The 12,310-nt window shown below is 66.9% G+C and carries 16 protein-coding genes and 3 pseudogenes; 3 read left to right on the top strand and 16 right to left on the bottom strand.

All coding sequences use genetic code 11. The features are described from left to right. The first annotated feature begins 7 nt into the window (after positions 1-7). Positions 8-886 carry an LLM class F420-dependent oxidoreductase gene (locus ACOGXQ_RS14350; protein WP_419944303.1) on the top strand — a complete coding sequence of 293 codons (879 nt, stop codon included), beginning with the start codon at positions 8-10 and terminating at the stop codon, positions 884-886. Positions 887-985: 99 nt separating this feature from the next. On the opposite strand, the gene ACOGXQ_RS14345 is transcribed toward ACOGXQ_RS14350, so the two are convergent. The 5 genes and pseudogenes from ACOGXQ_RS14345 to ACOGXQ_RS14325 all read right to left on the bottom strand — a co-directional run bounded on the left by ACOGXQ_RS14345 (position 986) and on the right by ACOGXQ_RS14325 (position 5,423). Next, complete coding sequence (locus tag ACOGXQ_RS14345) at positions 986-2,263, bottom strand: rhodanese-like domain-containing protein (protein WP_419944302.1); 1,278 nt, start codon at positions 2,261-2,263, stop codon at positions 986-988. A 169-nt stretch (positions 2,264-2,432) separates the two neighbouring features. Further along, positions 2,433-3,077, bottom strand: coding sequence for a cysteine dioxygenase (locus ACOGXQ_RS14340; RefSeq protein WP_419944301.1), 645 nt, complete (start codon positions 3,075-3,077; stop codon positions 2,433-2,435). A 21-nt stretch (positions 3,078-3,098) separates the two neighbouring features. Further along, a complete protein-coding gene (locus ACOGXQ_RS14335; RefSeq protein WP_419944300.1) occupies positions 3,099-3,710 on the bottom strand; it encodes a hypothetical protein in 612 nt (203 codons plus the stop codon). A gap of 47 nt (positions 3,711-3,757) precedes the next feature. Continuing rightward, positions 3,758-3,835 (bottom strand): annotated as a pseudogene (locus ACOGXQ_RS14330) (type II toxin-antitoxin system mRNA interferase toxin, RelE/StbE family); the annotation flags it as partial. 223 nt (positions 3,836-4,058) lie between these two features. After that, positions 4,059-5,423, bottom strand: coding sequence for a hypothetical protein (locus ACOGXQ_RS14325; RefSeq protein WP_419944299.1), 1,365 nt, complete (start codon positions 5,421-5,423; stop codon positions 4,059-4,061). On the opposite strand from ACOGXQ_RS14325, the pseudogene ACOGXQ_RS14320 reads away from it, so the two are divergent. Beyond that, positions 5,422-5,466 (top strand): annotated as a pseudogene (locus tag ACOGXQ_RS14320) (hypothetical protein); the annotation flags it as partial. The gene ACOGXQ_RS14325 and the pseudogene ACOGXQ_RS14320 sit on opposite strands and share 2 nt — an antisense overlap. A 108-nt stretch (positions 5,467-5,574) precedes the next feature. Here ACOGXQ_RS14320 and ACOGXQ_RS14315 read toward each other — a convergent pair. After that, positions 5,575-6,351 (bottom strand): enoyl-CoA hydratase-related protein, encoded by a 777-nt coding sequence (locus ACOGXQ_RS14315; RefSeq protein ID WP_419944298.1) that lies wholly within the window; start codon positions 6,349-6,351, stop codon positions 5,575-5,577. An 82-nt stretch (positions 6,352-6,433) separates the two neighbouring features. Next, on the bottom strand, positions 6,434-7,036 hold the full coding sequence (locus ACOGXQ_RS14310) for a hypothetical protein (RefSeq protein WP_419944297.1): 603 nt from the start codon (positions 7,034-7,036) through the stop codon (positions 6,434-6,436). Positions 7,037-7,150: 114 nt separating this feature from the next. On the opposite strand from ACOGXQ_RS14310, the gene ACOGXQ_RS14305 reads away from it, so the two are divergent. Then, complete coding sequence (locus tag ACOGXQ_RS14305; RefSeq protein WP_419944296.1) at positions 7,151-7,891, top strand: hypothetical protein; 741 nt, start codon at positions 7,151-7,153, stop codon at positions 7,889-7,891. Between the two features lie 52 nt (positions 7,892-7,943). On the opposite strand, the gene ACOGXQ_RS14300 is transcribed toward ACOGXQ_RS14305, so the two are convergent. The 9 genes and pseudogenes from ACOGXQ_RS14300 to ACOGXQ_RS14260 all read right to left on the bottom strand — a co-directional run bounded on the left by ACOGXQ_RS14300 (position 7,944) and on the right by ACOGXQ_RS14260 (position 12,109). Continuing rightward, complete coding sequence (locus ACOGXQ_RS14300) at positions 7,944-8,357, bottom strand: hypothetical protein (RefSeq protein ID WP_419947407.1); 414 nt, start codon at positions 8,355-8,357, stop codon at positions 7,944-7,946. Continuing rightward, positions 8,351-8,758: a hypothetical protein gene (locus ACOGXQ_RS14295; protein ID WP_419944295.1), complete on the bottom strand. Its 408-nt coding sequence runs from the start codon at positions 8,756-8,758 to the stop codon at positions 8,351-8,353. Before ACOGXQ_RS14295 ends, ACOGXQ_RS14300 begins: the two co-directional genes overlap by 7 nt. Continuing rightward, on the bottom strand, positions 8,758-8,943 hold the full coding sequence (locus ACOGXQ_RS14290; RefSeq protein ID WP_419944294.1) for a hypothetical protein: 186 nt from the start codon (positions 8,941-8,943) through the stop codon (positions 8,758-8,760). The genes ACOGXQ_RS14295 and ACOGXQ_RS14290 overlap by 1 nt, the downstream gene beginning before the upstream one ends. Positions 8,944-9,104: 161 nt before the next feature. Beyond that, complete coding sequence (locus tag ACOGXQ_RS14285) at positions 9,105-10,013, bottom strand: ISL3 family transposase (protein ID WP_419944293.1); 909 nt, start codon at positions 10,011-10,013, stop codon at positions 9,105-9,107. Positions 10,014-10,236: 223 nt separating this feature from the next. Then, positions 10,237-10,419, bottom strand: a pseudogene (locus tag ACOGXQ_RS14280) (hypothetical protein); the annotation flags it as partial. A 449-nt stretch (positions 10,420-10,868) separates the two neighbouring features. Continuing rightward, the gene (locus tag ACOGXQ_RS14275) at positions 10,869-11,168 is read right to left on the bottom strand and encodes an addiction module antidote protein (RefSeq protein ID WP_419944292.1); all 300 of its coding nucleotides are present in this window, start codon (positions 11,166-11,168) and stop codon (positions 10,869-10,871) included. Positions 11,169-11,189: 21 nt separating this feature from the next. Beyond that, a complete protein-coding gene (locus ACOGXQ_RS14270) occupies positions 11,190-11,477 on the bottom strand; it encodes a type II toxin-antitoxin system RelE/ParE family toxin (protein WP_419947406.1) in 288 nt (95 codons plus the stop codon). Positions 11,478-11,511: 34 nt separating this feature from the next. Further along, entirely contained in the window at positions 11,512-11,847 is a 336-nt protein-coding gene (locus ACOGXQ_RS14265; RefSeq protein WP_419944291.1) for a hypothetical protein, read from the bottom strand. 85 nt (positions 11,848-11,932) lie between these two features. Further along, positions 11,933-12,109, bottom strand: coding sequence for a hypothetical protein (locus tag ACOGXQ_RS14260; protein WP_419944290.1), 177 nt, complete (start codon positions 12,107-12,109; stop codon positions 11,933-11,935). Between the last annotated feature and the right edge of the window lie 201 nt (positions 12,110-12,310).

Below are 12,310 nucleotides of genomic sequence, written 5' to 3'. Positions count from 1 at the left end.
CAGCGAAATGAAATTCGGACTCAGGTACTGCAACACCGGCAAGTTCGCCACCGACACGGCTCTCGCCACCGAGCTCGTGCAGGCGGGTGAGGCCGCCGGCTTCGAATCCGCGTGGACGGTGGAGCACACGGTCATCCCGTCGGGCTACCAGTCGCAGTACCCCTACAGCCCTGACGGCAAGATGGCCGGCGGCGTCGAAGACCTGCTGCTGCCCGACCCGCTGATGTGGATGGCCTACATGGCGGGAGTCACATCCACCATCAACTTCGGCACCGGCATCCTGATCGTGCCCCAGCACAGCCCGGTGGTGTGCGCCAAGCAGATAGCCACGCTCGACCACATGTCGGGCGGCCGGATGCTGCTGGGCATCGGCGTGGGCTGGATGCGTGAGGAGTTCGAGGCCATCGGCGTCGGCGATCACTTCGACGACCGGGGCCGCCGCACCGACGAGTACGTGGCCGCGATGCGCGAGCTGTGGTCGGCCGAGCGGCCCACGTTCCACGGCGAGTTCGTGAAATTCGACGCTGCGTACTGCCGACCGCAGCCGGTGAACGGCTCGGTGCCGATCATCGTCGGCGGCGACTCGAAGGTGGCGGCGCGGCGGGCCGGACGGCTGGGCGACGGCTACTTCCCCGCCCGGGGAGCACCGTGGGACCTGATCGACCTGGCTCGCCAGACGGCCGCCGAGCACGGCCGTGATCCCGATGCGCTGGAGATCACCGTGCAGCTGCCTGCGGACCTCGACGAGATTGGCGATCTGGCTCGGCGGGGGGTCAGCCGGATCGCCGTGCCGGTGTCGCCGATGGCCGGGCTGCAGACGGTCATCTCCACACCAGACGACGCCGGCGCCTGGGCCGACACCATCGAGCGCTTCGCCGGCCTCTAGCAGGATGCTGAAATATGCAGGTTCAGCCGGGAGCGCAAGTCCCTGACCTGCTGGTTTGTGTTACGCAACCGTCCGAAAATCGACTTTTTCAGCACCCTGCTAGCAGAATCGGAATTCGACGAGATCGTCGCGGGCGTACTGCTCGGGCAGGGCGATCTCCCAATCCAGATAACCCTGCATGGCGGCGCGAGCCACGTCAGCGTCTTCGGGGTCGTAGGGCAGCGGTGGCTGGCGCGAGCGCAGCGCTGCCTCGGCGGCGTCGTTGCCGCCGATGACCAGATCCGGCCCGGCTGTGCTGTCCAGCCAGCCGGGTTCGAGCACCCACGCGTCCCAGCCCATCTGGACGAGCCACGACGCAGTCATGGTGGCACCGATGCCGTCGCTGTCGGCCAGCACGACCCGGGCCCCGCGGGTCATGAGGTACTCGTCGGTGGCCTGCACGAGCTGGCCGCCAGGAGCGCCGACCGCAGCGGCCAGGTGCCCGGCCGCAAACTCCTCAGGTGTGCGCACGTCCATGAAGCAGGTGGTCCGGTTCGGATCGGCCAGCCAGTCGTCGAGCCCGGCGCGATCGATCGTCCGCACATCGCAGCGCTCTGCTACCGCCTGTGCCGCCGCCGCGGCCTCGGCTCGGCCTGCGTCACTCGGCTCGGGGGCCAGCTCGTCGCGGCCGTGTTCCAGCTCGAGACCGGCCAGCTCCCAGCCCATCGTGCCGTCTTTCAGCGCGTACACGGCATTGGGCAGCCCAGCAGAGCGCAGCGACTGCGCACCCATGATGCTGCGGGTACGGCCGGCGCAATTGACGACCACCGTCGTGCCGCCGTCGATCAGGTCCCCCACCCGGCGCACCAGCTCTCCGCCGGGGCAGGACCGGCCGGTCGGGATGCTCATGCGGTTGAACTCCCTACGCGTGCGCGAGTCCAGCACCGCCAGGTCACGGCCGTCGGCCAGCCAGCCAGCCAGCTCCGCTGCGGTCACGTGCGGCGTGCCGAAGTGCTCCTCGACCAGCTCGCCGAACAGCTTCGATGGCACGTTGATACCTGAGTACAGCTCGCCGCCAGCCGCGGCCCATGCGTCGATGCCGACGTCGAGCACTGCCGTGTCGGTGTAGCCGAGCACGGTGAGCTCGAGCGCTACCGCTGCGGCCTCTCCCCCGCCGTCGTCGCACACCAGCACTGGCGTATCCCTCCGAGGGATGCGCGCCGCTGCCTCCAAGCCGACATGGCTCAGCGGCAGATTCGCCGCGTACAGCAGGTGGCGCCGGGTGAACTCGGTGGGCTCGCGGGCATCCACCAGTGCCAGCTCGGTGCCGTCTCCACGCAGCAGCTCCCGGTGCCGCTCCATCAGCTCGCCCGCCGACATCGTGCGTACGTCAGCCATCAATCTCTCCAGCCCTGCACAACCCCCAGAGGCTGAGCCGAACGGCGAAACCGCTGCTCGAGCGGCCGAGGAGCGGAGCGATCAAGAGCGGGAGGGAATCGAGTGACGCAATGGGCAGGCTCTTCAATCCACGCATCAATCCACGCACGCTCTGCGGCGGAGCCGTGTCTCAGGCGACGGCCGTTGTTGGGTAGCCCGGACGTGCCTCGACGATGCTCGACGCATCCGCGAAGACCAGCCACTCGCCTTGCTCGGCATTCCAGTAGCGGCGACCGGTCATGTTCTCCATTGCCAGCCCGTAGCAGTGGAAGTTGGTCGAAGCGCCCTCGATGTGAATCGAGTGGATGTCGTGCCCGAGCATCGCGACGCCGGTGCCGCGTTCGACCAGGGTCTCGCGGGCGACATGCGGTTCGCCCTCACCGGCGCAGCAGTCGTAGAAGCGATTCAGCTCCTGGCCGCGCATGCCCACGATGACCGCCCAGGTGCGGTGCTCGTGCGGCGGCGCCGAGGTGCCGACGCCCACGCTCTGGATATAGAGCGCCAGCGTGCCGTCGTCGTTCTGGGCCAGCCGGTAGTTGAACGAGCCCCGCTCGCCGTCGGGCGGCGGGAAGTCCTCCGGCGGGAACAGGTGCTCGTCGGCAGCCAGCTCCAATAGCCGTTCCTTGATGCGGGCGATGCCGGCGCGGTCAATGCCGCCGTAGGAGCGGCCGTGCGCATCGATCTTGGCGATGTCGTCCATCGCGTCGGCCACGGCGGCTGCGCGGGCTGCAGCCCGATCTGGCGTCTGCTCGTCAGGGACGTTCGATCCGCTCATGAACCCATCTTTTCAAACTTTTCAGAACAGCGTGAGGTACTGATCGACTTCGCCGGCGGTGACGACGCTGTGGTGCGCCAAGAACTCCGCCTTCTTGGTCGCCGCGAAGCAGTCGCGGTACGGATCCTCGGCGGCGTCGCCCAGACCGGCCCCGAGCACCTCGTTGCCGGCGAGTTCCTCGGCGGCGTGCAGCAGCGTGGGCGGCAGCACCGCGATCCCCCTCGCGGCGACCTCCTCGGCCGACATGGCATGCAGGTTGTCCAGATTGGGCTCGCCCGGATCGATGTCGTTGTCGATGCCGTCCAGCCCGCACGCCAGATACGCGGCGGACATCAGGTACGGGTTGGCGGCGCCGTCGCCCAAGCGAATCTCGATCCGGTCAGGCTCGGGGATGCGGATCATCTGGGTGCGGTTGTAGCCCCCGTACGCCGCATAGGCGGGCGCCCAAGTAGCACCAGAGGTCGGCTCGCCCACCCCCATGCGCTTGTAGGAGTTGACGATCGGGCACACCACCGGCACCAGCTTGGCGCACGGCTTCCCGTGCATCTCCACGAACATGGCGTAGATGACTTCCACGCCGTCGGCTTCGGTCTCGGCTCGGATTTCCTCGGTTGCGTCAGTTGCGCTGCTCATGATTCGCTCCCCCGGCGTGCTCAGAATGCGGCCGTCCGCTTGACGGCGATGCCACGCGCGGACTGCTTGTCGAGCTTGCGCAGCTGGCGCTTGGCCGTGTCGGTGTAATCAATCGTCCAGGCCAAGTGCCTTCCTCACGTCGTCCGCCGTGTGAGTCGTCTCTTGGCCCTTGCGGAGCCGTTCCTCCACATCGGGTTCAAGACGAATGGACGTCGGCATGCCGATCACCTCCTACGTCAGCGACGTGTGACTACCTGTATTCACGATATCTCATCGGCCTTATCCCGCAGCCATACGGCTCTTACCCGGCTGATGAGCAGGAACGGCAAATGCAGCCGCGCCGAGCCGTCACCTGACACCAGAACCTGGGACGGGCTGCGGGTCAGTTCTCGCAGTAGGCGGTGGTGGTGGCGCGGTGACCAGCAGCGAACCGGGCGCGAGATCCCCATTGGGGTCATGATCGTTGGCGAGCACATCGATCTCAACGGAGCGGGCCGCGGCGGTCCTTCGCAGCACATCGTTCAACTCGGTCGTCACGTCCCACAAGAACCTCGCTTCTGAGTAAGAAATCGTCAGATCGGAGGAAGAACCCAAGCGAAGTCTGTGATACGCGGCGGCCAATAGGGAACTCTGGACGCCGGTTACATGCAAGGGCATTCCGGGCAACCCACAGTCAGCGATCAGTTCCCGATTGGCCTCGATCGGCTCAGGCGTGATGTGCGGGTAGCCGAGCACGAATATCGAAGCACCCGGAGCGACACGCTTCAGCTCAGCGAGCAGAGCTCTCAGCCGAGCGGGGATCTCGCTGTAGTCACTGAAGAGGTCGTTCCGACCGCAACCGCCCCCTCCTAGCACGCACGCTTCGAGCACTTTGGCGAAGCCGGCATCGTTGCCGCCGATGGTGATGGTGATCATGTCCACGTCGCCCATGGCCTGCGCTCCAGCGAGGGAGACTGACTGGCGTGGTTCCCAGCCATCCGGCACGATCTTCTCGAAGACGACCCCGTGAACATCCCTGCGGAAGTGCAGCCGCGGTACCGCGTGGGAGGGCCGGTTGGATTCGGCGATCAGCACCTCTGTGCTCGTGCCGTCAGGATCGGCCGCGTTGTAGACGTTGAGAGTGGCTGCACCGGTGCATGCGTAGGTGGCGAAAATGACGTTGATGCCGAGGTCGGCGTCGCCGAGCACATCGCGGGCGAACACATTCGGGTACGCCTCGCTCCAGCGGCGGCAGTGCGAGTCGGCGTCGCTCACCCCTGTCTGGTACAGGCCCGTGGGGGGCACCTCACCCGCTTCGCCTGATGAGTAGGAGTCGCCCAATGCGACGTAGTTGACGGCCTTGGCGATGTCGACGTCGAAGGTCGCAGATGGTTCTGCCCCGGCGCTGGCCGACAGGATGTCGGAAGGGTCGGGGTCATAGACGCCATCGCGGTCGCGGTCGACGAACACCCGGATCGTGTCGCGGCCCCGCCGCAGCGCAGGCGCCGCGGCGGCGGGCGTCCGCCAGCGGAACGTGACCTGCCCGCGCCTATCGGTCACACAGGCGCCGGTGCGGCCGGCCGACGGCGCATGTGTGACCGGCGGCGTGACGCAATACACCCGGGCGGTGCTGCTGGGGCCCACCGACACGAACGTCGCCGCCGGCGCGTTCGCGAGCGGCCTCGTGCGCGCTGGCACAACCACGCTGCGGCAGTTGGAGATCACCGAGTCCATGTGGAGTCGGTGGCGCAGCACCTATGGCGGGATGAAGGCCGCCGATGTGAAAGAGCTCAAGGAGCTGCGCGTCGAGAACGCTCGGCTGAAGAAGCTGCTCGCCGAGGCGGAGCTTGGTCAAGGCGATGCTGAAGGATCTCGCGAAGGGAAACTAGCGGCCCTGCCACTGGGGCGGGCGTTTCTCGGCGAACGCCCGGGGACCCTCGATGAAGTCGGCGCTGTTGTTCATGGCGCGCACGGCCTCATAGCGACCCTCATGCGCAGCCCGAACGCCGGCCTCGTTGAGTCCCTGCATGGCCGCTTGCTTCGTCGCGCGGATGGACATCGGCGAGCACTCGAGGATCATCTCGGCCCAGCGGCGCGCGCACGCCAGTGCCTCGCCCTGGGGCACCACCTCGGCCACGATGCCCAACTCCTTGGCCTCGGCCGCGGACACGTGCCGACCCGTGAGCATCATGCTCATCGCGCGCTTCAGCCCGATGTGACGCGGCAGGCGATGCACGCCGCCGGCGAGTGCCGCCAGGCCGACCTTCGGCTCGGGCAGGGCGAGCAGGGCATTCTCGGAGGCCACGATGATGTCGCAGGCCAGCGCGATCTCGAACCCGCCGCCCATGGCCACGCCATTGACCGCCGCGATGACGGGCTTGTCGAGATCCCAGCGTGAGGTCAGGCCCCCGAAGCCCGACGAAGGCATCGCCGAACGGTCGCCGCCCTCGGCTTGGTAGCGCAGGTCGTTGCCCGCCGAGAAGGCCCGGTCGCCTGCCCCGGTGACGATCGCCACCCACAGCTCCGGATCGTTCTGGAACTCGTCGAACAGGTCCGACATCTCGGCGTTGCCGGGCGGGTGCAGTGCATTCATGCGCTCCGGCCGGTTGATCGTGACGACGAACAGGTGCCCGTCGCGCTCCGCATAACAGAAGTCACCCATGCCGGTCGAACCTAGTGGCCAGGCCGTTGTCTCGCTTGGTGTCTCTCAGGAGTGCTGATGCGCACTCGGCAGTGATGTCTCTTCAGTCCGCCGGGGAGTAGATGGAGTGCGCCCCGAACTGGTTCTTCGTGACGGGGGCGCCGGTCTCGGCGAAGTAGGCCGTGCCGCGCACGACCGAGTCGAGGTATGACGGCAGCGGACGGCGGATCATGTGCTCGGCGTAGTGCTCGCGTCGGCCTGCGGGCACGTCGTCACGCAGCAAGGCCACCACCTTGATGCTGAACTCGCTGCGCTCGGCGGACATGTCGCGGATGCGCCAGCGCACCAGCGCAGTGCGGGCGTGGGGAGGACCGAGCACCAAGTCATAGCCCACGCCGTCGAGCCAGTCGCAGAACTCGCGCTGATACTGGACGCCGCTGTAGTAGCAGACGCGATCGCGGCTGCGGGCGCCGTCCCACACCTTCACGTCGTTGCGCTCGCAGAACGGGTGAATGCTGGTGAGGTTGCCGGGCAGGCTGATGGCTGCCCAGACGCCAGATGCCGGCACCGCGACCGGTACGGAGGCGACGATCGGCTCCATCGGCTCGTAGCCGGTGCCGACATGTGCCTTCACGAGTGCTTCATCAGATGGCACCAGGCCGCTGCTGATCGCTTCATCCATGCTGTCATTCACACTGTCATTCACACTGTCATTCTGGCCGTTGCATCGTATGACTGCAGGCGCGCGCCCGGATCACGGCAGTGCCCGCACTAGTCTCGGTGATGGGTCAGCATCCGTGGCCGAAGGGGGGGCACCTGCATGGCAATGGTTCTGGAGAAGATCAACAACTACACCCGGCGGCAGCGCGGCGGATTCGCGCTGCTCTACGGCGGCCTGCTGGCGCTGGTGATGGGAGTCCTGGAACCTGGCGGCGTCATCGTTCAGAGCGCGGATCGGGTGGACTTCGTCGGCCGGATCGACGCCATGACCGATCTCGCCTGGCTGAGTCACCTGACGTCCATCTTCATAGCGATCGCCGCCGTGACGGTCATCGCCGGCCTCATGGTGGTCTGGATCACGGCGCACGAAGAAGGCCTCGACTGCACCGGCACGCGGTACGGCCTGATGATGGCGGGCATCGGCACCGGCATTGCCGTCCTCGGCGAGGGTCTCGACATGATGATGGTGGTAGCGATCGACGACGGGCTCGGCGCCGGTGCGGCGGCGGGGTCAGACGCTGTCATGCAGGTCGCCCTCGCGATGCACTCGGTCAAGGCAGGATTCGCGTTCGTGGCGATCCCGCTGGTGATGCTGGGCGCCGCGTCGATGGCGCTCGGCCTGATGCCGATCCTGCCCAAGGGATTTCACCGCGGCGCTGCGCTCATCACGGCAGTCGTGGGCATCGTGTGGACGGTGCTGTTCTGGGTCATTGCAGCGATCGTCGATTTCGAGGGCTGGGACGTCATCAACGGCATAGGCGCTTTGGTTGCGGTGCTGTGGCTGATGCTGCTGGGCCGGTCCATGATCAGCGGCTCGATGGGCGCGCACAACAACAGTTAGCCCTGATTATTCATGAGAATGCTGGTTGGTGTTCTTTTGGTGTGTTCTGCGTTCAGCTGGACGGTGCTGGGTTGGGGGGTCGGGGTCGGGCGGTTCGACGGGAGCGTGCCGGCTCGATTGCGGCGCGGGTGTGGGTGCGGGGGCGTGCCCGGCGGGAGCCGGGTCGCGGGGTTCGGGCGTGGCGTGGCTGTTCAGCGGAGGTGGGCGGCGGCGAGGAACTCTCGGGCGGCGGGGTGCTGGTGGGGCCGGACGCGGTTGTGTTCGTCGAGGCAGCCGGCGATGTGGTCGGCGAGTTCGGCGCCGTCGGCGATGTCGTGGCGACGATGCCCCAGAACCCCGGATCGGGGGTGAATGTCACCAGCCCCGAAGCGCCGTTCACGGAGAATGTGCCGCCCGGCGCAGGACGGACTTCCACGGTGGCAGCGTCCAAGTTTCCGCCGGAGGGCGCTATGTCGTCGCTCAGCACATCGACCTGCACCGCAGTGCCCAGCGCGCCGTCGACGCAGTGTCCGCGACCGCACAAGGCGCCGTAGCCGGATAGGCCACCAATGGCACAGTCATGTACGCGGTGTGAGCGCCGCCGTCGGGGTTGTCACCGGTGGCGTCGATGACATACGCGCGCGGGGCGGGATCTGTGCCGACCGCCGGTGCCGCCGGCACGGTCCAAGCGACATCGATCTCCCCGTCGGTGTCCGCCGTAGCGTCGGCGAGCGCCGGCACGGTCAATGCGGTACCGCCCAACGACACCGCACGAGCAGCGAAGCTCACCGTCGCACCCGATTCGAAGCCGGCGGCGGCGAGCCGGACCTGCTCGCCTGCGGACACGAACGGCACCCCGCAGCCCGACACTGCGTTAGGGTCCGCCATCAGTCAAGTCGCGTGATTTTCCCCCATGCGCAGGTCTTTGACCTGCGGAAATGCGTGAGCGGATCACGCGACTTAAGACGCGGCGGACCCTTAGCGCGCCGCTGCACCAAGTATCCCGCCGTGTCCGCCGAGGTCTCGGCGGTGTCGCCTGCTTCGTCGCTGGAGCCCGTCGCGGCGTCGCTCATGCTCAACGAATCATCGGCGACATGCTTACCGGCGGCGCTGCCAGCTTGTCCGCCGCCAACTCCGGCCGAGGAGTCAGCGGGGCTGCGCGATCCCGAGCCAGGCGGACCCCGCCGGCTCGGATTCGCCGGCAGCCCCGCCTCGGACAGCGCAGCATCATCCGCTACCCGATCGCGGATGAACTGCACCAGTATCCGCGCAGCACCACGATGACCAGCCAGATTCGGATGAAAGCTGAGCCTTCGTCTTTTGTTGGGATGGGGGCTGCTGGGTTCGGCGGGTTCGGGCTATGAGTGTTCCGCGGGCTTCGAGGTTCGTGTGGTTGGTGAAGCCGTGGGCTTTGCGGCGTAGGACTCGGGTGGGGGTTGTTGGTGCCTTCGATGCGGCTGTTGCTGGGCTGGCCGGTTTGGTGCCAGTCGAGGATCTGGGGATGCCAGGCGAGGAAGGTGTCGACGACGTCGCTGAACTCGGGTATGTCGCCGGTGCGGTAGATGTCGGCGAGCCGGTCGAGCGCTTCGAGGGCGCCTTTGCGGTCCTTGGCGAGATAGAGGCCGTGCAGCTCGCCGAGCGCGTCCCAGGCTGCTTTGAGCCTCGGGTGGGTCTCGAAGAGCGCGTCGAGCCGGGAGCGTTCGTCTGCGCCGAGGGTGTCGGGGCGTTTCATGAGCACGAACCGTGCCCGGAACACCTCGGGGTCGAACGCCGGCTTGGCCCCTTCGGGGCGGCGCTGCACGTCGCGTCGCACCGCGGTCAGCCCGGCTGCGAACCAGCCGATCACGTGGAACCGGTCCAGCACATGGCGGGCGTGGCCGAGCCGCTCGGCGATCGCCGCCGCATAGGACTTGGACCCGTCCGAGACGACGACCTTGACGCCGCGGCGCCAGCGGTGCCCCTGAGCAGCCAGGAAGCCGCTGAGGGCCGCCTCGCTGCGGTGGGGCACCATCGCGGGCACCTCCCCGGTGTCGCCGTTCACCAGCACCGTCACATACCGGTGCCGCTTGCGGATCGAGGTCCCCTCCACCAGCAGCACCCCCGCAGCGCCGGCGGCGGCGACGCGAGCCGACCAGGCCCGCATAGGCGACCACCAGCGCGTTGACCAGCTCCCAGCTCAGCCCATGACGCTTCGCAGCAGTGTTCACCGTCATCTGGCGGGCGTCTTGGACCAGACGCCGCGCCAGACGAGCCGTGACGCGGCCCTCGAACGCCGGACGGGTCTCAGCAAAGCGCCGCCCGCACGGCCCGCACACCATGCGCCGCCGCTCCCACACCAGCGTCACCGGCCGGCCCGACACCTCCAAGTCCCGCACCTCGTCGCCGCGGCGGTCGTGCACCCGCCCGCTCGGCGTCCCGCAATCCGCACAGCACGGGCGGCGCACCGTCGAGCACACCCGCACCACCAGCACCTCGGGCGCGCCGACGATCACCTCCACCACCTCAGTCAGCGACAGCCACAGCCGCACCGACACAACACCACGCCTCATCGAGGCCCCCCAGGGATCGGCGTCAGACACACCGATCCCAGCAGAGCCTCAACCCCTACCCGAGGACCCTCAACCCGACCCCATCCCAACAAAAGACGAAGAGCCCAAAGTGGTCGCCTGATTCTTGGTGCCCATCTCGGCGTCGCGCCCGCTTCATCGTCTCCACGCGGCAACTGCGACCACCACCGTCATCAGGATCGCGATGAACACCGTGACGGGTGGCGCGGCGAGCATCATGACAGTGCCGACCCACAGCAGAGCGACCCAGCGAGCTGTGACCTGGTAGCACGATGACGCAGCCCAGCAGATCGCGGCTCGTAGAAGGTCAGCACGCTATCGAGCATCATCAGACCTGGCTCCGAGACGCGGAACACCCGGGACGGATATGCGGTCCGTCCCGAGTTCTGCTCAGCGGCGGGTTCGGTCCGCTTTCGCGACGGACTATTCCGTCATGCGTCGTGGTGGGCAGGGATCGCGTGGAGTTGGTAATCCATGGCGTCGCAGACCTTCAGCACCGTCGTGAATGCCGGGTTGCCCTCGATGGATAGCGACTTGTACAGGCTCTCGCGTCCGAGTCCGGTATCGGCGGCTATCTGGGCCATCCCCCTGGAGCGCGCGATGTCCCCCATCGCTGCGCTGATGAGTTGAACATCGCCTGTCTCCAGCGCCGCGTTGAGATACGCCAGCCTGTCGTCTTCGCTGGTGAGGTGATCGGCGGCGTCCCAGGGTCTGGTTCGGGTGCGTTTCATGTTCGTCATCATTCTCCTGGTCTAGAGATTTGCTGCCAGTTCAAGGGCGCGTTCGATGTCAGAATCCTGCTTCTTCTTGGTGCCGCCGAAGAGCAGCACTGCCAGATTCTTCCCTTGCTGCTTGTAGTACACCCGATATCCGGGTCCGTGGTCGATGCGCATCTCCGAAACACCGCCGCCGACTGGCTTGACGTCGCCGGGGTTGCCGAGAGACGGACGCCTGATCCGTGCGTTGATGCGCGCTCGAATCTGGGTGTCCGTGAGTCCGTCGAACCAATCTGCGTACTCATCGGTTTGTTCAATCGCGATTTCGATATCGAGACATTACCCATCAGAGTGTATCCTATCGGATACACATTGGGATGCCAGTCGGGCCGCAAAGCTCCGGCGGACCCCAGGGTTCGAGCTTGGCTTCGATCTCGGCTTTGTCTCGGACCCGCTGCTGGCGCTTCGCCTCGCTGGACTCGGTGCCGATCAGCTCAGCGGCCGTCATTGGGGTGTCGTCAGGCGCGGTGACCCAGATGCCCCACAGCTCGCTTGCCGCAGCGTGCTGTCCGGTGTCGGACAGCCAGTCGCGCACCTGGCGCAGACACGCACCGACGGTCTCGGGATGCCAGGAATGCGAGCGCAGCAGCTCCAGCGTTGCCTCAGGGTCGAGCGGTGATGGACCATCCGACATGCGAACAACAGTATCTGTCGATTAGGTCGTCCGGGATGTCGTCGGCTCAGGACACGGGCGCAGCGTGACGTGGTCCGTGCCGCCATCAGTAATCCGGGTCAAGCTTGCTGGAGCAGGTGACGCTCCACCGGTCGGCTTTGCGAGTCGTGTCGACTTCGCCGCTGTAGATCTCGACTGGGGGTCCGAGTCCTCTGCTGCGGACCTGGCACCACAGCGGGCGCAGATTGATCCTGCGCTGAATGCCGCGTATCTGCTGCAGCATCGACCCGACGCGTCGCGAGACTTGTGGCGCATAGTGGGTCGCTGCGTCTGCGAGCAGCTTTGGGTGCAGCAGCCCCCATCCCAACAAAAGACGAAGGCTCGAAATCCAAGGCGCGACGATTGAACTCGCTCACAACAGCAGCAGCGATGAACGCAAAGCCGAACCGCGCCACACACGACGTACGACGGCGTTACGGGTCCA

The organism is Candidatus Poriferisodalis sp. (assembly GCF_965208485.1).
GTDB lineage: Bacteria > Actinomycetota > Acidimicrobiia > Acidimicrobiales > Poriferisodalaceae > Poriferisodalis.
This window is presented reverse-complemented; position numbering and strand designations above follow the sequence as displayed.

Coding starts and splice junctions, on each gene's coding strand:
- ACOGXQ_RS14325 (WP_419944299.1), bottom strand. CDS start 5,423: ATGGACTCGGTGATCTCCAACTGCCGCAGCGTGGTTGTGCCAGCGCGC.
- ACOGXQ_RS14260 (WP_419944290.1), bottom strand. CDS start 12,109: ATGCTGCAGCAGATACGCGGCATTCAGCGCAGGATCAATCTGCGCCCG.
- ACOGXQ_RS14305 (WP_419944296.1), top strand. CDS start 7,151: ATGGCAATGGTTCTGGAGAAGATCAACAACTACACCCGGCGGCAGCGC.
- ACOGXQ_RS14265 (WP_419944291.1), bottom strand. CDS start 11,847: ATGTCGGATGGTCCATCACCGCTCGACCCTGAGGCAACGCTGGAGCTG.
- ACOGXQ_RS14335 (WP_419944300.1), bottom strand. CDS start 3,710: ATGAGCAGCGCAACTGACGCAACCGAGGAAATCCGAGCCGAGACCGAA.
- ACOGXQ_RS14275 (WP_419944292.1), bottom strand. CDS start 11,168: ATGAAACGCACCCGAACCAGACCCTGGGACGCCGCCGATCACCTCACC.
- ACOGXQ_RS14285 (WP_419944293.1), bottom strand. CDS start 10,013: ATGCGGGCCTGGTCGGCTCGCGTCGCCGCCGCCGGCGCTGCGGGGGTG.
- ACOGXQ_RS14315 (WP_419944298.1), bottom strand. CDS start 6,351: ATGGGTGACTTCTGTTATGCGGAGCGCGACGGGCACCTGTTCGTCGTC.
- ACOGXQ_RS14350 (WP_419944303.1), top strand. CDS start 8: ATGAAATTCGGACTCAGGTACTGCAACACCGGCAAGTTCGCCACCGAC.
- ACOGXQ_RS14290 (WP_419944294.1), bottom strand. CDS start 8,943: ATGAGCGACGCCGCGACGGGCTCCAGCGACGAAGCAGGCGACACCGCC.
- ACOGXQ_RS14345 (WP_419944302.1), bottom strand. CDS start 2,263: ATGGCTGACGTACGCACGATGTCGGCGGGCGAGCTGATGGAGCGGCAC.
- ACOGXQ_RS14295 (WP_419944295.1), bottom strand. CDS start 8,758: ATGGCGGACCCTAACGCAGTGTCGGGCTGCGGGGTGCCGTTCGTGTCC.
- ACOGXQ_RS14340 (WP_419944301.1), bottom strand. CDS start 3,077: ATGAGCGGATCGAACGTCCCTGACGAGCAGACGCCAGATCGGGCTGCA.